The organism is Streptomyces sp. NPDC042336, assembly GCF_055581985.1.
The window spans coordinates 1-17,912 of sequence record NZ_JBVJEA010000042.1; the positions used below are offsets into that span (position 1 = coordinate 1).

18 protein-coding genes and 3 pseudogenes are annotated in these 17,912 nt (G+C 69.4%); 8 read left to right on the forward strand and 13 right to left on the reverse strand.

Annotated features, from left to right (window positions below):
- The coding region (locus ACZ6IM_RS39890) for an IS110 family RNA-guided transposase (protein WP_469563971.1) at nt 1-1,152 on the forward strand (1,152 nt) is incomplete at its 5' end.
- Here ACZ6IM_RS39890 and ACZ6IM_RS39895 read toward each other — a convergent pair.
- Nucleotides 1,145-1,630 (reverse strand): hypothetical protein, encoded by a 486-nt coding sequence (locus ACZ6IM_RS39895; protein ID WP_052843275.1) that lies wholly within the window; start codon nt 1,628-1,630, stop codon nt 1,145-1,147. The genes ACZ6IM_RS39890 and ACZ6IM_RS39895 overlap by 8 nt on opposite strands.
- 1,273 nt (nt 1,631-2,903) lie before the next feature.
- Between ACZ6IM_RS39895 and ACZ6IM_RS39900 the strand changes: the two genes are divergently transcribed.
- Nucleotides 2,904-3,713, forward strand: coding sequence for a MerR family transcriptional regulator (locus ACZ6IM_RS39900; RefSeq protein WP_052843261.1), 810 nt, complete (start codon nt 2,904-2,906; stop codon nt 3,711-3,713).
- A complete protein-coding gene (locus ACZ6IM_RS39905) occupies nt 3,701-4,915 on the forward strand; it encodes a glycosyltransferase (RefSeq protein ID WP_469563975.1) in 1,215 nt (404 codons plus the stop codon). Before ACZ6IM_RS39900 ends, ACZ6IM_RS39905 begins: the two co-directional genes overlap by 13 nt.
- 39 nt (nt 4,916-4,954) lie before the next feature.
- Here the strand turns inward: ACZ6IM_RS39905 and ACZ6IM_RS39910 are convergent, their stop codons facing one another.
- The 6 genes and pseudogenes from ACZ6IM_RS39910 to ACZ6IM_RS39935 form a co-directional block, all read right to left on the reverse strand.
- Nucleotides 4,955-5,125, reverse strand: coding sequence for a hypothetical protein (locus tag ACZ6IM_RS39910; RefSeq protein ID WP_469563978.1), 171 nt, complete (start codon nt 5,123-5,125; stop codon nt 4,955-4,957).
- A gap of 383 nt (nt 5,126-5,508) precedes the next feature.
- A pseudogene (locus ACZ6IM_RS39915) lies at nt 5,509-6,043 on the reverse strand (zinc-binding dehydrogenase); the annotation flags it as partial.
- 14 nt (nt 6,044-6,057) lie between these two features.
- Nucleotides 6,058-6,333 (reverse strand): annotated as a pseudogene (locus ACZ6IM_RS39920) (alcohol dehydrogenase catalytic domain-containing protein); the annotation flags it as partial.
- A 55-nt stretch (nt 6,334-6,388) separates the two neighbouring features.
- Nucleotides 6,389-7,606 (reverse strand): cytochrome P450, encoded by a 1,218-nt coding sequence (locus ACZ6IM_RS39925; protein ID WP_469563981.1) that lies wholly within the window; start codon nt 7,604-7,606, stop codon nt 6,389-6,391.
- A gap of 80 nt (nt 7,607-7,686) precedes the next feature.
- Nucleotides 7,687-8,670: a PDR/VanB family oxidoreductase gene (locus tag ACZ6IM_RS39930; RefSeq protein WP_469563984.1), complete on the reverse strand. Its 984-nt coding sequence runs from the start codon at nt 8,668-8,670 to the stop codon at nt 7,687-7,689.
- Between the two features lie 111 nt (nt 8,671-8,781).
- On the reverse strand, nt 8,782-9,549 hold the full coding sequence (locus ACZ6IM_RS39935; RefSeq protein ID WP_469563986.1) for an IclR family transcriptional regulator: 768 nt from the start codon (nt 9,547-9,549) through the stop codon (nt 8,782-8,784).
- 966 nt (nt 9,550-10,515) lie between these two features.
- Here ACZ6IM_RS39935 and ACZ6IM_RS39940 point away from each other — a divergent pair.
- Entirely contained in the window at nt 10,516-11,049 is a 534-nt protein-coding gene (locus tag ACZ6IM_RS39940) for a GNAT family N-acetyltransferase (RefSeq protein ID WP_052843429.1), read from the forward strand.
- A gap of 358 nt (nt 11,050-11,407) precedes the next feature.
- Nucleotides 11,408-11,578: pseudogene (locus ACZ6IM_RS39945) on the forward strand (TetR/AcrR family transcriptional regulator); the annotation flags it as partial.
- A gap of 237 nt (nt 11,579-11,815) precedes the next feature.
- Here ACZ6IM_RS39945 and ACZ6IM_RS39950 read toward each other — a convergent pair.
- Complete coding sequence (locus tag ACZ6IM_RS39950; protein WP_469563990.1) at nt 11,816-12,397, reverse strand: TetR/AcrR family transcriptional regulator; 582 nt, start codon at nt 12,395-12,397, stop codon at nt 11,816-11,818.
- A gap of 122 nt (nt 12,398-12,519) precedes the next feature.
- On the opposite strand from ACZ6IM_RS39950, the gene ACZ6IM_RS39955 reads away from it, so the two are divergent.
- Together ACZ6IM_RS39955 and ACZ6IM_RS39960 are read left to right on the forward strand one after the other, a co-directional pair.
- Complete coding sequence (locus tag ACZ6IM_RS39955) at nt 12,520-13,293, forward strand: SDR family NAD(P)-dependent oxidoreductase (protein WP_469563993.1); 774 nt, start codon at nt 12,520-12,522, stop codon at nt 13,291-13,293.
- A 312-nt stretch (nt 13,294-13,605) separates the two neighbouring features.
- On the forward strand, nt 13,606-14,220 hold the full coding sequence (locus ACZ6IM_RS39960; RefSeq protein WP_469563995.1) for a DUF3885 domain-containing protein: 615 nt from the start codon (nt 13,606-13,608) through the stop codon (nt 14,218-14,220).
- Here ACZ6IM_RS39960 and ACZ6IM_RS39965 read toward each other — a convergent pair.
- From ACZ6IM_RS39965 to ACZ6IM_RS39985, 5 genes are all read right to left on the reverse strand, one after another.
- Nucleotides 14,202-14,786, reverse strand: a complete 585-nt coding sequence (locus ACZ6IM_RS39965; protein WP_052843439.1) for a YrhB domain-containing protein — start codon at nt 14,784-14,786, stop codon at nt 14,202-14,204. The genes ACZ6IM_RS39960 and ACZ6IM_RS39965 overlap by 19 nt on opposite strands.
- Nucleotides 14,783-15,199 carry a hypothetical protein gene (locus ACZ6IM_RS39970; protein ID WP_469563998.1) on the reverse strand — a complete coding sequence of 139 codons (417 nt, stop codon included), beginning with the start codon at nt 15,197-15,199 and terminating at the stop codon, nt 14,783-14,785. Before ACZ6IM_RS39970 ends, ACZ6IM_RS39965 begins: the two co-directional genes overlap by 4 nt.
- A 15-nt stretch (nt 15,200-15,214) precedes the next feature.
- Nucleotides 15,215-15,412 (reverse strand): hypothetical protein, encoded by a 198-nt coding sequence (locus ACZ6IM_RS39975; protein ID WP_469564001.1) that lies wholly within the window; start codon nt 15,410-15,412, stop codon nt 15,215-15,217.
- A gap of 83 nt (nt 15,413-15,495) precedes the next feature.
- The gene (locus ACZ6IM_RS39980) at nt 15,496-16,404 is read right to left on the reverse strand and encodes an NAD-dependent epimerase/dehydratase family protein (RefSeq protein ID WP_469564004.1); all 909 of its coding nucleotides are present in this window, start codon (nt 16,402-16,404) and stop codon (nt 15,496-15,498) included.
- 12 nt (nt 16,405-16,416) lie between these two features.
- Complete coding sequence (locus ACZ6IM_RS39985; protein ID WP_469564007.1) at nt 16,417-17,169, reverse strand: SDR family NAD(P)-dependent oxidoreductase; 753 nt, start codon at nt 17,167-17,169, stop codon at nt 16,417-16,419.
- Nucleotides 17,170-17,303: 134 nt separating this feature from the next.
- Here ACZ6IM_RS39985 and ACZ6IM_RS39990 point away from each other — a divergent pair, with 134 nt between their 5' ends.
- Complete coding sequence (locus ACZ6IM_RS39990) at nt 17,304-17,810, forward strand: MarR family winged helix-turn-helix transcriptional regulator (RefSeq protein ID WP_469564011.1); 507 nt, start codon at nt 17,304-17,306, stop codon at nt 17,808-17,810.
- Nucleotides 17,811-17,912: the final 102 nt, after the last annotated feature.

A 17,912-nucleotide genomic window follows, 5' to 3' on the forward strand; every position in this document is an offset into this window, starting at 1 on the left:
GAACACCATGCCACCGCCGTCACACCGGCCGGGAAGAAGGCGTTCGACAAGCGCCTGCCCAACACCGAACCCAAACTCCGCGAGCTCTTCGCGAAACTCCAGGCCAAGCACGGAACAGTGCTCGTCGTGGTCGACCAGCCGGCCTCGATCGGCGCCCTGCCACTGGCGGTCGCCCGCGACATGGGCTGTCCCGTCGCCTACCTGCCCGGCCTGACCATGCGTCGGATCGCCGACCTCTACCCCGGCGAGGCGAAGACGGACGCGAAGGACGCGTTCATCATCGCCGACGCCGCCCGCGCGATGCCCCACACACTGCGGGCGATCGACGGCGAGGACGAGACGATCGCCGAGCTGGAGATGATCGTCGGCTTCGACGACGACCTGGCCGGCGAGGCCACCCGGGTCGCCAACCGGCTTCACGGCCTGCTGACCCAGATCCACCCGTCGCTGGAACGGGTGCTGGGGCCGCGGTTGCAGCACCCGGCCGTCCTCACCCTGCTGGAACGGTTCGGGTCACCGGCCCAGATCCGCAAGGCCGGACGCCAGCGGCTGGTCACCCTTCTGCAGCCGAAGGCGCCCAGGATGGCCGAGCGGCTGGTCGAGGAGATCTTCGCCGCGCTGGACGAGCAGACCGTCACCGTTCCCGGCACCGAGGCGGCCGCGTTGATCGTCCCAAGCCTGGCTGGCTCGCTGACGGCCGTGCTTGACCAGCGGAAACTCTTGGCCAGGCGGATCGAGGAACTGCTGGAGGCTCACCCTCTTTCGAAGGTCCTGACGTCGATGCCGGGAGTCGGCATCAGGACCGGCGCCCGGATCCTGATCGAGGTCGGTGACGGCAGCACATTCCCTACCGCCGGCCACCTCGCCGCCTACGCGGGTCTCGCCCCAGCCACCCGGAGCTCGGGCTCCTCCATCCGCGGTGAACAGCCCTCCAGGCGAGGCAACAAGCAGCTCAAACGGGCCTTCTTCCTCTCCGCGTTCGCTGCCCTGGGGGATCCGGCTTCCCGGGCCTACTACGACAAGAAGATCGCTCAGGGAAAGCACCACACCCAGGCCCTGCTCTGCCTCGCCAGACGCCGGGCCGATGTCCTGTTCGCGATGCTCCGCGACGGCACCTTCTACGAACCGCAGCCGTCGGCCGTGGTCACCTGACCTGCGGGTCTGCGAGGAGAACGACTCGATCGGCCTCGACATCGAAGCCAAGCATCGGATGGCCGTAATCGCCCTCCGGGTCCATCAGCACCGGCTTGCCCAGCCGCCGCCCGATCTCCCGAAGGAACCCGCAGAAAACATCCAGTCGCTCTTGGCCTTGCAACTCCCGCAGGTCGACGTCGAAGTCGACTTCATCGGCAGCATGGAAACGGAAGATCGCCAACACATCGGCAGTCGGCCAGACCCACAGGTCAGGGCACTCGGCATCCGCCTGACGGGACAGCACGGCTTCCGCCCGGGGCACTGGAAGCACCGACTCTCCCTCGGAGTACTGGTACTTCCAGCCTCTCTCCGCGACCAGATCGAGGACCGCCTGCCAGTCCTCCACCGAGGCATCCGGGATGCGCACGTCCGGCAGCGACCCCATCAAGTCCGGGTCGAAGAAGCACTTCACGTCATCCCACAGCAGATCAGCCACCCCGCCATGCTGCCCCGGTTCACCGAACCAGCGCACCCCCGTTTCCCTTGACCAAAAGCATAGGGGCACCCCCCCGCACCAGGACACGCTCCACGCCGTGCCCTTCGGGGAACACGTCGAGCACACCCGGCCACGCCTGAGGCAACCTAGGAGAATTGCAGGTCAGAGCCCCTTTGCAGCGGGCTCCAGAATCGCCACGCACTCCACGTGGGACGTCATCGAAAAGGTGCCGCCTGCACGCAGGCAGGAAAGCAGGTCAGAGAAGTTTCGGGTTCCGGATGAGAGCCGCCGGACGCCCGGAGCGTCAAACCAGCGTCACGGCCCTACGAAGTTCGCCATCAGCGATCTGTCGCGCCATGACTGCCCGCGCGGCGCCTCCCTCGGCGTAGCGTCGGGGCAGACACGTCGCCGCGCCCAGCGGGCACGAGAGGCATGTCACCGGCGGCAAACGCGGCCGCCCCGCCGCCGTCCGGACGTGGTGCTGAGTGACCGCGGTTACGACCACGACAAGTACCGCCGGCTGGTCCGGGACCTCGGAGTGAAGCCGCGGACGGCCCCCGTCCCGGCAGCCTGGATACTCAACCCCGCCCGTCATCCCGTCCCATGACCGGGCGATCACCGTCCGGCCGAACTGCTCGTTTTCACACTCACCAAGCAGCACTGCCAGGACCCGGTCTTCCTCGTCCGGCTGGACGGCGCAACGGCGTCAGGCGTATGTCAGCGAACAGGGCGCACAGGGGTACTCGGAGGCGGTCACGGCCCGCTCCGGACCGACCCGACCCAGGTGACTGCCGCCAGCCTCCGGGGTGTACTGCCGGTACGTCGCCGAGTACGGGGCACGAAACTGCGCTGGGGCCTGACGCCGGACGAACCGGAGGTGTCGGCGCAGCGGACGGCTGCCCGGCACAGAGTGCGACACATGAGCCCGCCGCGGGCGGAGGGGCGAGGGCGGGACCGGCCGCCGAGCATCTGTCCTGCGGTTGGCCTGAGAAACTTGATCAGAAGCCTTTCAATGTGCTGTCCGCGTCACTCCACGGGCACCAGGCCGTCGAGGTCCACCGTTCCGACAGGTCCTCACGGCGCCGCACCGGCAAGTGCGACCCCGCCCAAACCGGGTTCCGTTTCGGTGCGTAGATGTCGTCGATGACGTGAGACAGAGTCGAAGGAGGCGTGCATCGTTGCCGAGGCGGCATGCGCCATGCCACCTCCGAGCGGGAGTTGACCCTCCCCCTACGTCAGGCTTGAGGCTGTATGCCGACGAAAGGGCAGGTGGATGAGCTACTCCGTGGGGCAGGTCTCGGCCTTCGCCGGGGTGACAGTGCGGACACTGCATCACTACGACAAGGCGGGACTGCTTTCGCCCAGTGACCGCAGCCGCGCCGGATACCGGCTCTACAGTGAGGCCGACCTGGTCCGTCTTCAGCAGATCCTGTTCTACCGCGAGCTCGGCTTCTCCCTCGACGAGATCGCCGCGATTTTCGAGGATCCGCAGGTGAACCCTCTGGAGCGGCTTCGGGCCCGGCAGCGGCAGCTGCACGAGGAGATCGCCAGGCTGCAGCGGCTGGCCGAGGTGGCGGAACGGGCCATAGAAGTCCAGAGGACCGGGGTGACCCTGACTCCTCGGGAACGCTTCGAGGTCTTCGGTGAGGTCGCCTTCGACTTGAGTTACGCCACCGAAGCAGAGATGAAATGGGCGCGATCGGAGGGACAGCGCGAGGCGATGGCCCGCGCGGATGCCCATACCAAGGAGGACTGGCGCCAGCTCATGGGCGAAGCAGCCGTCTGGCGCGCGGAGCTGCTCGCGGTTTTCGACGAGGGGGAGCCGAGTGACGGTGAACGGGCCATGGACCTGGCCGAAGAACATCGCCTGCACATCGCACGCTGGTTCACCTCCTGTCCACCCGACATGCACCGGCGTATCGCGGACGACTTCGTCGCCGACCCGCGCGCTTTCGCTTTGGTCGTACCGCCCTCGCAGCAACGCCCGGGACTGGCCGCCTATATGCGCAAGGCGGTCCACGCCAACGCGGCCCGCCGCGCCGGTGGCGACACCGATTTCGAGGAGGACAGATGCGAATTCTGATAGCTGCGGCCGGATCGCGCGGCGACGTCGCGCCCTACACTGGCCTGGGCGCCGAGCTGCGCCGGGCCGGGTACGACGTTGCCCTCGCCGCCACCGACACCTTCGCACCCCTCGCACGCGACGCAGGGCTGGAGTTCCGCAGTCTGCCCGCCGACACGCGTGGGCGTGGGGGCGGCACAGGCAGGCGTGAACTGATGCGCACGGCTGCAGCGTTCATCACCGAAGTGGGTGAGGGCTTTGCCGACGCGGTGGACAAGGGCACGGATCTGCTCTTGCTGTCGACCACCACCGCCCCGCTCGGCTGGCACCTCACCGAGGCCATGGGCACACCGAGCATCGGGGTCTACCTCCAGCCCACCGCACCGACCGGCGACTTCCCGCCCGTCGTGACAGGGTCCCGCTCACTGGGCCGCCTCGCCAACCGGGTCACCGGACGCTTCGCGCTCCGGATGGCGGACCGCGTCTATGAACAGGCGGTGGCACAGCTGCGCCAGCGCCTTGCACTCCCTGCGGCCTCCCCTGCCGAGGTGCGTCGACGGCAGGATCAAGCGAACTGGCCGATCCTGCACGACTTCAGCTCAGTCCTGGTGCCCCGTCCCTCCGACTGGCGCTCCGGCCTGGAGGTCGTAGGTAACTGGTGGCCCCACCACGATGCGGCCCAGCGGCTTCCTGCTGCGCTTGAGGACTTTCTGGGTGCCGGTCCCCCGCCCGTCTTCGTCGGCTTCGGGAGTATGGCATCCGGCGACGGGGAACGGCTGAGCGAGATCGCTGTGCGGGCATTGCGCCGCGTCGGGCTGCGTGGCGTCCTCCAGGCCGGCAGCGCCGGACTCGCCGCCGACGGGGACGACGTGCTCACCATTGGGGACGTACCGCACGCACTGCTGTTCCCGCGCCTGGCCGCGGTGGTCCACCATGCCGGGGCCGGCACCTCCGCCGCCGTGCTGCGTGCCGGAGTGCCCGCGGTCCCCGTCCCCGTGACCGCGGACCAGCCGTTCTGGGCGACGCGGCTTGCCGCCCTCGGCGCCGCCACCGACCCGATACCCTTCCGGGCCCTCACCGCTGAACGGCTTGCCGACTCGCTTGACCGCGTGGTGAAGCAGCAGGCACACAACCGAGCCGCCGCAAGCGCGGCGAAACGTCTGGCGGCCGAGAACGGAGCAGGTCAGACACTCAAGACCATCCAGCAGATGACTGATGGATGACACCAGTCCGAATGTATCCGTATCAGCCCGGGAACGCCGTCAGGTGTTCGTTCGTTCGGTTGCTGCGGCGCGGTGAGGGGGCAGGGAGTGGTGGGTGGCTCGGGGCAGTACCACCACCTTGCCCTGCGGGAGCTTCCGGCAGGCTCGGTCGGCGACCTTCCCGGCGTGGTGGGCGCGACTGTACTCGGCGAGCAGGACCAGGACGGGCATGCGAAGGTCGGCCACCCGGGGGGGGGAGCCTGCGATCAGCTTGCGGCCGGGAATGGTGGCGGCCGAAGCGTACTGGCGCTGCCGGGACTTGTCCGGGTGGGTCCCCGCCGTCTCCCATGCCAGGAAAGCGGCAGCGCGTGCCTGACCGGGGCGAAGGAGTAGGGGCAGTGCGCGCAGCAGGCAGCCGGGGCGGAACCATACCGAGCGATCCGAGTCACCTGGCGGACGGTGCCGTGATCAGGCCCACGCCTGGTTAGCGGCCGGCTACGAAACCCGCTGCCTCGTGGACGGACTTCCCGGCCTCACTTGCGTGCAGTTGGATGTAGTGGGTGTCTGCGCCCATGAAGCCAGCCGATCTGCCGACCGGCACGGCGGTTTCGTTTGCGGCCCTGGAGGTAGAGGTCGATGAGCACGGGGAAGTCGCGGGAGGGCAGGCAGTCGCCCTACCAGGAGGACTTGAGGGCCCCGCCGCGGCCGAAGACGTCCAGCAGGGGCAGTTCTAGCCGCATCTCGAGGGTGGGCACGCCGACCAGGACGACGGTGCCGGCCAGGTCGCGGGCGTAGAACGCCTGCCGGTAGGTCTCCGGACGGCCCACGGCCTCGATCACGACGTCGGCGCCGAAGCCGCCGCTCAGGTCACGGATCGCCTCCACCGGGTCGCTCGTGCGGGAGTTGACCTTGTGCGTGGCGCCCAGGGACCTGGCGGGTGGTCAGCTTTCGGTCGTCGATGTCGACGGCGATGACCCTCGCCGCGCCGGCCAGCCGGGCGCCGGCTACGGCCGCGTCGCCCACGCCGCCGCAGCCGATGACGGCCACGGTGTCGCCCCTGCCGACACCGCCGGTGTTGATCGCGGCACCGATGCCCGCCATCACCCCGCAGCCGAGCAGCCTCGCGGCGGCGGGTGACGCGGCCGGGTCCGGCAACGGCATCACACAGCACGCCAGTTGAGGATCACGAAGTCGCCCGGGGCCACGTCGGTCACGTCGGGTCCTACCTGCTCGACGACACCTGCCGTCTCGTGGCCGAGGAGGAAGGGGAAGTCGTCGCTGATTCCGCCCTCGCGGTAGTGCAGGCCGGTGTGACAGACGCCGCACGCCTGCACCTTCACGACCGCCTCCCCCGGGCCGGGGTCGGGTACGACGATCGTCTCGACGCGTACCGGTTCACCTGCGGCGCGTGCGACGACGCCGCGTACGTGCTGGGACACGGGAGGAGGTCCTTTCAATGGAGGATGTGAGTGAGGAGGGGTCCGGCGACCGGGGTCAGCTCGCCGGCCGGACTCGGACCGGGAGGGACGCCCATGAGCGCAGGGTGTTGTTGAGGTGTCGCCTCGGCTCGCCGGCGAGTTCCAGGTGTCCGACGCGACGGGCGAGGGCGGTCAGCACCGCTTCGGCTTCCAGCCGGGCGACGTGCTGGCCGACGCACTGGTGGATGCCCATGCCGAAGCCGACGTGACCCGAGGGGTCGCGGGTGAGGTCGAAGCGGTCGGGGTCGAGCCAGCGCTCCGGGTCGCGGTTGGCGGAGCCGAGGAACATGAGGATCTTGCCGCCTTCGGGGATGCGGGCCCCGGCGATGTCGACGTCGGTGGTGGCGGTGCGGAAGAACGTCTGCACCGGTGACTGCCAGCGCACCGCCTCGTCGAACGCCGCCCGCGCCAGCTCCGGGAGTGCGCGCAGCCGCTGCCATTCCTGCGGGTGGGTGGCGAAGGCATACAGGGCGGCGGCCAGGCCGTGCACGGTGGTGTCGACGCCGGCGGTCAGCAGCGAGCGCACCACCAGGGGCGCCTGGGCGTGGGTGACGTCGCCGCGGTCGGCGGCGGCCCAGATGCGGGCGCCGAAGCCGTCCTCGCTCAGCGCCTCGCGGGCGCACTGGGCGTTCACCCACGCCGACAGCTCCCCCAACCGGTGCGCGTCATCCCGGACGAGGGCGTTGCGCGGTCCGAAGGCGTTGAAGGCCATGTTGCCGTAGGACAGCAGATTCTCCCGCCCGTGGGGAGCGAGACCGACGGCGTCGGGGAAGACCCTCAGCGGGAACGCCTTCGCCAACGCCTCGAAGGCGTCGAACTCACTCCCCTGCTCGGCCAGGACCGCCTCGACGAGTTCCTCGGCGGCCGTCTGCCACGTCTCGCGCAGCCGGCGCAGGGCGAGCGGGGCGAGGATCTCGCGCAGCACGCGGCGCGGCGCGTCATGGTGGGGCGGGTCGGCCTCCAGCAGCAGACTCGGCGGGCGCCAGGGCTTCTCGTGGCGGAAGTTGGCCAGTCCGACTCCGGCGCCGGACTGGAAGGTCTGCCAGTCGACGAGCGCGGCGTGCACCTCCTGGTAACGGGCCAGGGCGTGCACGTCGTAACGGGACAGACGGACGACGGGACCGGCTTCGCGCAACCGCCGGTGCAGGGAATCGGGGTGCGCCAGGTGCTCGGCGGCGAACGGATCGACGTCACTGGTCGGTGATGATGTGGGAACGGCTGCTGTCTCGGTCATGGCGGCTCCACGAAAAGCGGCTCGGGACGATGTGGCTCAGGGAACGGGGGGCACAGGAGAGGGCCCAGGGCTCGGGTCGTTCAGAGGTCCAGTACCAGGCGGTCGGAGTGCGAGCGCGACACGCACGGCATCATGCAGTCCCCTGCCGCACGTTCGTGGTCGGCCAGGACCGCGTCCCGGTGGTCGGGGGTCCCCTCCAGCACCGGGACGAGACAGGTGCCGCAGGTTCCCTGCTCGCAGGAGGACAGCACCTCCGCGCCGGCCCCGCGCACCACGTGCAGCACGGAGACGTCCGGAGTGACGGTCACCGTACGGCCGGTGCGGCGCAGTTCCACCTCGAAGGGCGTCCGGCGCACGGGCGGGGGGCCGTCCGAGGCCGTGAAGCGCTCGGTACGCAGGCTGTGGTCGGGCCACCCGGCGCACGCCTCCTGGACGGCGGCCAGGAGAGGGGCCGGCCCACAGCAGTACACCTTGGTCCCGGGCAGCGGCTCGCTCAGCCACGCGGCCAGATCCAGCAGCCCGCACTCGTCCTGAGGACTGATGCGCACGCGCTCGCCGTAGGTGTGCGTCAGTTCCGCGCGGAACGCCATCGAGGCGCGGGAGCGGCCGCCGTACAGCAACTGCCAGTCGACGCCCATCATCTCGGCCTGCTCGACCATCGGCAGCAGCGGAGTGATCCCGATGCCGCCCGCGATGAACAGGTAGCGGTCGGCCGGCACCAGCGGGAAGTGGTTGTGCGCCCCACCCACGCCCACTCGGTCGCCGCGCACCAGCCTGTCGTGCACGTAGGCCGACCCTCCGCGCCCGGCGGTCTCACGCAGGACGGCGACGCGGTAGGTGTACGGGTCCCAGCGGTCCCCGCACAGGGAGTACTGCCGAGTCGTCCCGTCCGGCAGCACGAGATCGATGTGCGCCCCGGGCGTCCAGTCCGGCAGCCGGACACCGTCGGGATGGTCGAGGGTGAGAGCCACGACGCCGTCGGCGACGACCTCCTTGGCCCGGACTCGCAGGGACAGAGTGTGGGTCGGTCGGGGGATCGCCGGTAGCAGGTTGTGTACGACCACGTTGTCGCCTCCCGTCTGTGGAATGCAGGAAGGATGCGCGTGGCCGCCGGCACAGCGCGACGGCATTCTCACTGGATGAGAGACGAAGTTCGCACCGATGTCACATCCGCGTCATACACCGGCCCCCTCCCGCCCGTTGGGCACACCGAGCGCACGGGACACACCCCGGGCGGCCGTGCGTACGACGGGAACGACCGCCTGGGCGCCCGCGTCGTTGGGGACGATGACCGACAGGGCCGCCACCACCCGGCCGTCTGCGCCGTGGACCGGTGCGGCCACGCCTAGGGCCTCCTGGTGGACGTAGCCGGGGCAGTAGGCGTACCTCTGCTGCCGGACCTCGGCCAGGGTCGCGCGCAGCCGGCTGGGAGTGGCCGGGGTCGCCGAGGTATAGGCGGTAAGCGGGGCGGCCAGCATCCGTTCCGTGAGGTCCGCCGGGCCGTGGGCAAGGAGTACCAGGCCGCTGGAGGAGGCGTACAGGGGCAGGCGCCCGGCGATACGGGTGTAGTTGATCACCGCGTCCGGCGTCGAGAGCCGCTCCAGGAACAGCACCTCGTCGCCGTCGAGGATCCCCAGCTGCACATGGTGGCCCACCACGTCGTGCACGCCCTCCATGAACGGCATCGCGGCGTCCCGTAGCGGCAGCGCGGGCGAGGCCCGGACAGCGAGTTCCCAGAGCCGGACGCCGATACGCACCCGGCGGTGGTCGTCCCGGCTCAGGAAACCGTGCGCGGTCAGTTCGCCCACGAGCCGGGAGGCCGTGGCCACGTGAAGCCCCGTGCGGCGCGCGATCTCGGAGACGGTCAACGCCGGTGCCTCCGGGCTGAACGCCTCCAGGACGCGAGCGGCACGGGACAGAACCGACTCGCGGTGAGGCTTCATCGTGTCCTTCCCAGTCTGCGTCGGGCGGACCGGCCCGGCCCACGCGGCCCTCTCGCGCAGCCGGTCGTGGGCATGTCGTATCTGGGGACCGGGGCCCACACCGCGGCATCGTCTCGTACACGGGCCCAGCGTCCGCACAGGCGCGGTCGGTGTCAGCATCCTCGCCAGTCGTTCCTGGATCAAGGCGATGCACTGGATCAGACCTGTTTCCGAGCACGAGCACGCGTGCACTCGGGCATTCGACCAAGAGGACGAGCGAGAGGCCGCTGGAGTGCCAGGGCGCGGCATCCTCCCCGTTGCAGGTGCGGGGAGGAAGAGTCGGGATCACGATCGAACCGGCTTCGGCAGCACCGCCGAGGAGTGCGCCCTTCACCGCGACGGACAGCGGGCCCGCCTGAGGGTGTGCGCGCGGCGTGGGCTGGAGCCTGGGCAGGTGGAGCACAGGGGCCAGTCGAGGCAGGCCGGGCACAGGTCCTCACCGGCGGCGGTTGCGGGGACGCCGCAGCCGGCGCACTCGACCAGGGCACGGTAGGTCAGGGCTTCCGTGACCATGCGGGCCGCGGGCACGGTGGACGGCCGCTCGGCCGCCCGGTGCCCGGGCGGTTCGTCGTCCAGGCCAGCAGCCGGACCAGGACAACGCGCCGGCCCAGGCCACCGGACGAGTGGACACACACGAGTTCCATGCGGGTCAGCCCACCGGGCCAGCCCTGACCAGACAGGCGACCACAACCCCCGACCACCGGTCACGAACCGACAACAGCCTCACCAGACGGCCGTGGTCGGCCCGCCCAAGGTCCGGCTGATGGCTATACCTGAAATCGAGTCTGGCCGCGTTTCCGTAAATGATCTCGGTTCTGCGGCAGGCTGCCGCTGAATCGGTCTGGCCTCTCGGCCGCGCTGCCGCAGCGGCAGGGCCGGCGAGCGCTGGATTACCGATGCGGTGCTTGCCTTCGGCAGGATGGGTACATGACCGAGATCCGCACGCCCCGTCTTCTCCTCCGTAGCTGGCACGACGACGACCTGCCGCCGATGGCGGACATCAACGCAGATCCGCGGGTTATGCGCTGGACTGACGACGGCTCGGTGCGTGACCTGGACCGCACAGCCGAGGACATCGAACGGTGGGAGGAGGAGTGGGACGAGGAGGGCTTCGGACTCTTCGCCGTCGAACTTCTGGCCTCGGGCGAACTGATCGGCTTCACAGGACTGTCCGTGCCCGAGTTCCTGCCGGAGGTGATGCCCGCAGTGGCGATCAGCTGGCGGCTCGGCTCACCGTTCTGGGGCCAGGGATACGCGTCCGAAGCGGCGCACGCCACACTGGAGTTCGCACTCCAGGACCGCGGCCTGGACCGTGTCATCAGCATCAGCCGGGTAGGGGACAACGCCTCCGAGAACGTCATCCGCAAGCTCGGCATGACGCCCGAGCGGGAGACGACCCACCCGGAGTACGGCTACCCACTGCACGTTCACGCCATCGACCTCACCGAGTTCCAGGCATGAACCCGCCCAGCCATCCATCACCACGAGACAGCCGGCCGCGGCCACAGCCCCCACGTCCCTCAACGCACCGATCGCAGCGACACGGACACCCAGGACTCCTGCCCTCGTCCGCCGAAGCATCACTCGCCGACACCCTGATGGCGGCGCCGGACGAGTGACCGCGACTGCGCCACGGACAAGAGTCGCCTGATACCTCCCCATCCTCCGTGTTGCCGATCCTGCATTACGACGACACGAGGGCGGCGCTGCGCTTTCTGGTCGACGTGTGGGCTTCACCGAAGTGGTCGCCGCCCCGGACAAGCACGGCGCGATCGGGCACGCCGAGCTGCGGTGGCCCGGCGGTGGTGCGCTGGTGTTCGGTCTGCTGCAGCCGGGGCTGGACTCGCGGTTGACGGCGGCCGGCCTGCTCGCGATGTCCGCGGGGCTCGGCACCAGCATCCTCGTCGGACAGCGCAGCGCTGCGTCCGCCACCGCCGTCCTGGACCAACACCTCGACCGCATCTTCCGCGCGGGCGATACGACCGGTTGACGCAAAGCCCGCCGCGCCCACTCCTCAAGCGCGCGTAGCTGCGGGCATGTGTGGGGGGATGCTTCCTTGGGTTCCCAGGGCGTCTCGGCCGGACCCCTCGCCCCGCGGGATGCCGTGCGGCTTCTGACGGTCACGGCGAGAGGCTCGTACGGCTCGATCGTCCTGGTTCCAGCCGTGTCGAAGTCGGCACGGAGTTGACCGCGCCCCGCCCTCCCTCGCCGTGACGTCACGGGCTCCTCAACCGACCGAGCCGGTGTCGACGACATCAGCGCCGAAGGTGGCGACGAGGGCCTGCACGATCAGACCCGGAAGTTCGGTCCGCCCGCCGTCCTCGGCCCAGCGCACCAGTGCCGTGTGCATGGCAGCCAGACAGGCACCGGCCGCCGCTCGGGCGCGGAACTCCGCATCGGGATCGGTGACCTCGTCCCCCAGGGCGTCGATGATCGCCTGCTGAAGGGCGTAGTGGCTGTCCAGGTGCCTGGCTCGCAGGGCCGGGGTCGACATCATGAGCTGGAGGCGGGCGAGCAGAAATGCGTCGCCCGCCGCCGGGTCGTCCGGGCGGCCACCGCCGGTCAGCGTCGCGGCCGCGTCGACGAGCGCACTGCTGATACGGCGGACCAGAGGCTGCGCGGCGGACGTGGCGGCGATCCGCTCGGCGACGAGCGGGCCGTTCTGGTCGACGAGCACCAGGTCTTCCTTCGTGGGGAAGTGCCGGTACACGGTCATGGGCGACACGCCCGCGGCTTCGGCGACGTCGGTCACGGTCGTGGCGTCGTATCCGCGCTCGACGAACAGCCGTACCGCGTGCGCCTGAATCATGCGCTGCGTCTCCGCTCGCCGTTGCGCTCGCAGTGTTGAGTGCTGACCCACCATGTGGTAGACCCTACCTGACTGATAGTGACTACCAGGTTGGTAGTCACTCACAGGACCTTGGGGTGGGCATGAAGGATGCAGACGACCTGACCGGCAGGACGGCTCTGGTGACCGGCGCGTCGCGCGGCATAGGACGAGCGATCGCGGTCCGGTTAGCGGTGAAGGGAGCCGCGGTCATCGTGCATTTCGGCGCGGACGAAGGCGGTGCGGCAGCGACGGCCGACGAGATCGGGCGTGCCGGTGGAACCGCGGTCACCGTCCGGGCGGAACTGGGCGTGGAGGACGACGTCGACACGCTCTTCGCGGGAGTCGAGGCCGCACTGGCCGGGCGGCCGCTCGACATCCTCGTCAACAATGCGGCGGCCGCGCCCGCCGGACCGATCGGGGCCACGACACGCAAGGAGTTCGACCATCTCTTCGCGGTCAACGTGCGAGCGCCGTACTTCATCGTCCAACGCGCGCTGAACCTGCTCCCCGACGGGGGCCGCATCATCACGATCTCCTCCGTGGCGACCCGGATGGCCAACCCCTCCCAGACGTCCTTCGCCATGACCAAGGGCGCGGTCGAGACCATGACCCTGACGTTGGCCAACGAACTGGGCGTACGGGGAATCACGGTGAACGCGGTTGCTCCCGGCGCTACCCGGACCGCGACCAACGGGGCGTCCTTCGAAGCACCGGGCCTCGCGGAACTCATCGCCGGCACGACGGCGCTCAATCGGCTGGGCAAGCCCGACGACGTCGCCGACGTGGTCGCGTTCCTCGCCTCCGACGCGGCGCGCTGGATCACCGGGCAGGTCATCGACGCGAGCGGTGGCCTGTTCCTCGGACCGCGCGTCTGAGTGCGCTGAGCCGGTCACGACCGGCAGAAAGAGACCGACGCCGACATCTTCACGAGGCCATCCAGGCTGCTTCGAAGCGGCCGCTCTCATCACACGAGGCCGCGCCGTGGCGCGCCAGCTCCACCGTGACCCATGCAGAAAACCCTTCTGCAGGGGCAGGTGACGCTCTCGGAATCGACATGAAAGTGAACGTGCTCAGGCTCCGTCGCTCTGGACCTGTGGCCCCGCAGACACCAAGGGCGTCATGGTGACATCACAAGTGTCGATAAGTGGACGAAGAATGAGCCCCCGTTGGGTCCCTTGCTGTACCAAGTGATCCGCAGCCTGTGGCCGCTGCACCGCACGGTCGTGCGTGCCGTGGAACGGGAGCTGACGGGCCCGGGGAAGACAGCTGGTCAGCGTGCGGCGGTGATGGACGAGCTGCGCAGGGGCGAACCCCTGACGGTTCCTCAACTGGCCCGGCTGCTGGGCCTGGACCGCCAGCCGGTCCAGCGTCTGGTGAACGATGCGACAGCCCTGGGGCTGGCCGAGAGCGCCCCGAACCCTGTCCTTGATGAGTTGTTCGCTGGTGCGGACGTGTACGTGATCCATCCGCTCTGGACGAGCGAAGCCGAGGTTCCGTCGTCGCAACCCGTCACGGGCTATTGGCAGAGCTTGCTGGTGGTGGACGATCCTGACCCTGAGTTCCGCACGTACTGCCACCTCTTCGTTGCCCGACGGCCCTGGCGGCGAGGCTGCATCGACGAGTCGCTCCGAGACATCGCCGACGACAAGGTCGCGGGCGTTCTCATCACCGACACCCGGATGCAGCGCATCCATCACCCCTACCACGGTGGCGCCGACGTCTTCCTCACCACGTCCGAAGAGCGGGACCGAGTGCGCGATCGGCATGCCGACTGGCTATCCCGTCATCCGTCGGGTCTCTGACCGGCTCGGATCACTGCTCCACTCGAAATGGTCTTCACCGCAAGTACCGGGTTGAGAGGCTCCACGAGTTCCTTGGTCACGACGGCCAGGAGGCGTGCGGGCGCATCACCGTTCAGCAGGGCGCTCACGTACTCGATGGCCTCCGCAGGCGAGAGCATCGGCAGCCTCTGCCGCAGTGTCCGCACAGCGTGCATGCGTCCGTGCGTAGCGGCGACTCCGCAGAGCGCATCGTGCAGGTCGTCTACCGCAGTGTGGACCGGCAGCCCACGTATTCGGGCCCGGTAGTCGTTCTCCCACTCCCCTGTTACCGCGGAGACGACGCCGATCTGGTGCAGTCCCCCGTCGACGCGGTCGACCAGGTACGGCCCGTTGCCGACCAGCAGGTACTTCGAGTTCCGAGTGCTTGCGAACTCCTTCGACTGCCAGGAGACGATCCACACCAGCTCGTGCTCCTCGACACGGACCACAGCCATCCTCACCGCGTCAGAGCTCACGGCCCGCCATTGCTGATAGTCGCGCTCCAGCCGTTCTTCGACAGCCCGAACGGCGGCTTCTCGCTCGATCACACGTGCAGCATCCCGCGCGGGCCCGGTTTCGGCCAGCGAATTCCCGCGGGCGGCGGTGGAGGCGTACGCCACACCCATCTCGCCCCCACACCGTGGCTCTCCTCGATACCGCCCGGCTCGTGCTCAAGAGTTGCCGCGCGCCCCGCGCCGGACCGGGTGGCGGGCCGGTCCTGGAGGGCCTGGCACCTTCCGCCGCCGAAATCCGCTGGCCCTCGACCGGCCGTCCGCGCCCGGGTCCCCCCGCCGAACGCGCTCAAGCCGCCGCGAAGCCGTTCGCGGCCGGTGTACGCCTGGGCGTAGGCGGCGAGGTCGTGGTCACTGAAGGTTCCGGGGTTGGCCGTGGCGGTGAACGTGGCGGTGAAGAAATGCAGTTCATAGCAGTCGAAGAGCATTTCGGGCACGTGCAGGGTCATGAAGAAACCGAAGTGCTACATGCCGCCGTCGGCGAAGTTCATCGTCTCCTCCAACCCGAGGCCGGGCAGGAGGGAGTCAATCAGGATCAGGGGGGAGATGTCCTCGTCGTTGGCGGTGGCCCAGGCGAAGGCGAAGGCGACCATGGAGCCGATGTCGTGTCCGGCCACGACCACGGGACCGCTGAGGTTCAGGGTGTTGAGGATGCCGCGCACTACTGAGGGGGAGGCCGTCTGGAGACGCTTGGGCTACAGGGCTTCGCCACCACAGGTAACTGGTGGCGGTGGCGAAGTCGTGGTCACCCTGCGGGGGTGGCCAGCCGGAGCAGGCGTTCCTCACCGATCATGGTCAGCATGTCGGTGTGCTGGGGCTGCCAGCCGAGGTCCTGCCGTGCGCGGATGGCGCGGATGCGCCCGGAGACGGCCATGATGAGGGCGCCGAATTCGCCCCACACGTCGGTGGCCTCCTCGGGTGTGAGGCTGCGCGTCTTGACGCCGAGGTCGGCGGCGACGCGTTCTGCAATCCAGCGATTGGGAATCGCTCCTGCCACTGCGTGGTACAGCCCGCCGGGACGGCCCTTTTCCAGGGCGAGGGAGAACAGTCGGGTCACGTCGTCGATGTGGACGTGGCTGTAGGTGTTCAGCCCTTCGCCGATGTAGCAGGCTGCCCCTGTCGTGGCGACCGACTGGTAGACCATGGACATGTGGCCGTGATCGCCGGGCCCCCAGATCAGACCGGGCCGGATGACCATCGCGCGCAGCCCGTCCTGGGCGGCGGCCCGTACGGTGTCCTCGGCGGCCTTGCGGTGGCCGGCCAGGGGTTCGGGTGTGAAGGGGTCGTCCTCGGCGAAGACGTCCGGGCTCCAGGCGCCCGCGGTGCGCTGTACCAGCACTCCGTTGCCGGACAGGAAGATGAGTGTCTTGTCCGTGCCGGTCAGGGCTTGGGTGAGGTCCCGGACGGTTGCTGTTTCCTGTTCGGGTCCGGCCTGGGCGGCGTAGATGACCGCGTCGGCGGCCTGGGCCGCGTCGATGACGGCGGAGCGGTGCTCGTCCAGGTCGCCTGCCACGGCGGTGATGCTCTGGGAGGCGAGGGTGGTGGCAGCACTCGTGGTGCGGGCCAGGCCGGTGACCGTGTGACGTTCGGCCAGGAGATGCCGGGCGACGGCGCCGCCGACGAAGCCGGTGGCGCCGATGATGAAGATGTTCATGGTGAGGCTCCTTCAGGAGGGCAGGGCGCTCAGCTCGCCGCCGTCAGCGAACAGGACGGCGCCGTTGATGTAGGAGCTGGCCGGACTCACCAGGAAGGAGACGATCTCGGCGATCTCGCTCGGGTGTCCGGCGCGGCCACGGGCATTGGTCTTGTCCAGCATCGCGGTGTGCTCGCCGAGCATGGCCTTGGTCCCCTCGGTGTGCACGGGGCCGGGTGAGACGGTGTTGACCCGCACGCCGGACGGGCCGAACTCGGTGGCCCAATAGCGAGTGAGGGTCTCGGCGCCGGCTTTTGAGGCGCCGTAGGCGGCGCCGACGGGGGCGGGCATGCGGGCCGCGCTGGAGCCGACGGTCACGATCGAGCCCTGCCCGCGCTCGACCATGCCCGGTGCCAGCGCGCCGACCAGCAGGAACGGAGCACGACTGTTGATGGCGATCTGTCGGTCGAAGCTGGCTGCGTCGGTCGCAGCCGTCGGGGCGAACTCGTACAGGCCCGCGCTGTTGACCAGGATGTCCACCGCTCCCGCCTCGGCGGCCAGGCGCAGCGTGTCATCGACGTCGGTGAGGTCTGCGGCGATGAAACGGGCGCTGCCGCCCTCTGCTGCGATCTCCTTGACGAGGGTTTCGCCCCGGGCCTGATCGCGGCCGTGCAGGACGACGTCCGCGCCCTGGGAGGCAAGGTCCCGCGCGATGGCCTTGCCGATGCCTGAGGTCGCTCCGGTCACGAGTGCGGTGCGGCCCTGCAAAGCGGTACTGGCGCTCATGGTGATCTTCCTTGCTGTTGTCCTCGCGGCGCCCGATGCGGATCACGTCGGCACCCTTTCGCAATCCACTATGCATCACAGATGTTCTGCTAGCAAGAACATCTGCCGCTGAGCATATGCAGTACGATGTGCGGGTGAGCGCATCCACGTCCGAGAACAAGAAGCCGCACGTCGAGGCGGAATCCCTGGCGCTGGACACCGATCTGGGCTGGGCGATCCGCATGGTCTCCACGGCATTCCGCCGCGTCGCCACCGACTCCGTCGCAGACCTGCCCGGCGGAGCCCGCGGCTACCTGGTCCTGGTGGCACTGGCCGGCGGCAGCGAGCCGCCCTCCCAACTCGCCCTGGCCAAGGAGGTGAGCCTCGACCGCACCGTAATGACCTACCTCCTCGACGACCTCGAAGCCCACAACCTCGTGACCCGCAAGCCGGACCCACGCGACCGGCGCGCCCGCCAGGTCCTCATCACCGACACCGGACGCGCCCGCCTCGCGGAAGTACGGCACAGCCTCGGCGCCGCCGAGACACGCCTCCTCACCGACCTCGACCCCGAGGACACCGAGCAACTGCGGACACTGCTCGCCCGCGTCGCACAGACCGCGCAGCGTGATGTCTTCGCCTCCGACGAAGCAGGGTGCTAGAGGAATCGTCGGGTTAGCGTCTCGCCATTGTCGGGGTCGACGATGCTGCGCCCGACTCGCAGCGTCGGGCGCCGTTGGCCGGCACCGACTCCTACCGTTTCG

Excerpts from the sequence above, each read along its gene's own strand:
- ACZ6IM_RS39910 (WP_469563978.1), bottom strand. The coding sequence starts at position 5,125 with ATGCCCGTCCTGGTCCTGCTCGCCGAGTACAGTCGCGCCCACCACGCC.
- ACZ6IM_RS39905 (WP_469563975.1), top strand. The coding sequence starts at position 3,701 with ATGCGAATTCTGATAGCTGCGGCCGGATCGCGCGGCGACGTCGCGCCC.
- ACZ6IM_RS39940 (WP_052843429.1), top strand. The coding sequence starts at position 10,516 with ATGACCGAGATCCGCACGCCCCGTCTTCTCCTCCGTAGCTGGCACGAC.
- ACZ6IM_RS39935 (WP_469563986.1), bottom strand. The coding sequence starts at position 9,549 with ATGAAGCCTCACCGCGAGTCGGTTCTGTCCCGTGCCGCTCGCGTCCTG.
- ACZ6IM_RS39900 (WP_052843261.1), top strand. The coding sequence starts at position 2,904 with ATGAGCTACTCCGTGGGGCAGGTCTCGGCCTTCGCCGGGGTGACAGTG.
- ACZ6IM_RS39925 (WP_469563981.1), bottom strand. The coding sequence starts at position 7,606 with ATGACCGAGACAGCAGCCGTTCCCACATCATCACCGACCAGTGACGTC.
- ACZ6IM_RS39985 (WP_469564007.1), bottom strand. The coding sequence starts at position 17,169 with ATGAGCGCCAGTACCGCTTTGCAGGGCCGCACCGCACTCGTGACCGGA.
- ACZ6IM_RS39970 (WP_469563998.1), bottom strand. The coding sequence starts at position 15,199 with ATGACCCTGCACGTGCCCGAAATGCTCTTCGACTGCTATGAACTGCAT.
- ACZ6IM_RS39955 (WP_469563993.1), top strand. The coding sequence starts at position 12,520 with ATGAAGGATGCAGACGACCTGACCGGCAGGACGGCTCTGGTGACCGGC.
- ACZ6IM_RS39980 (WP_469564004.1), bottom strand. The coding sequence starts at position 16,404 with ATGAACATCTTCATCATCGGCGCCACCGGCTTCGTCGGCGGCGCCGTC.
- ACZ6IM_RS39950 (WP_469563990.1), bottom strand. The coding sequence starts at position 12,397 with ATGATTCAGGCGCACGCGGTACGGCTGTTCGTCGAGCGCGGATACGAC.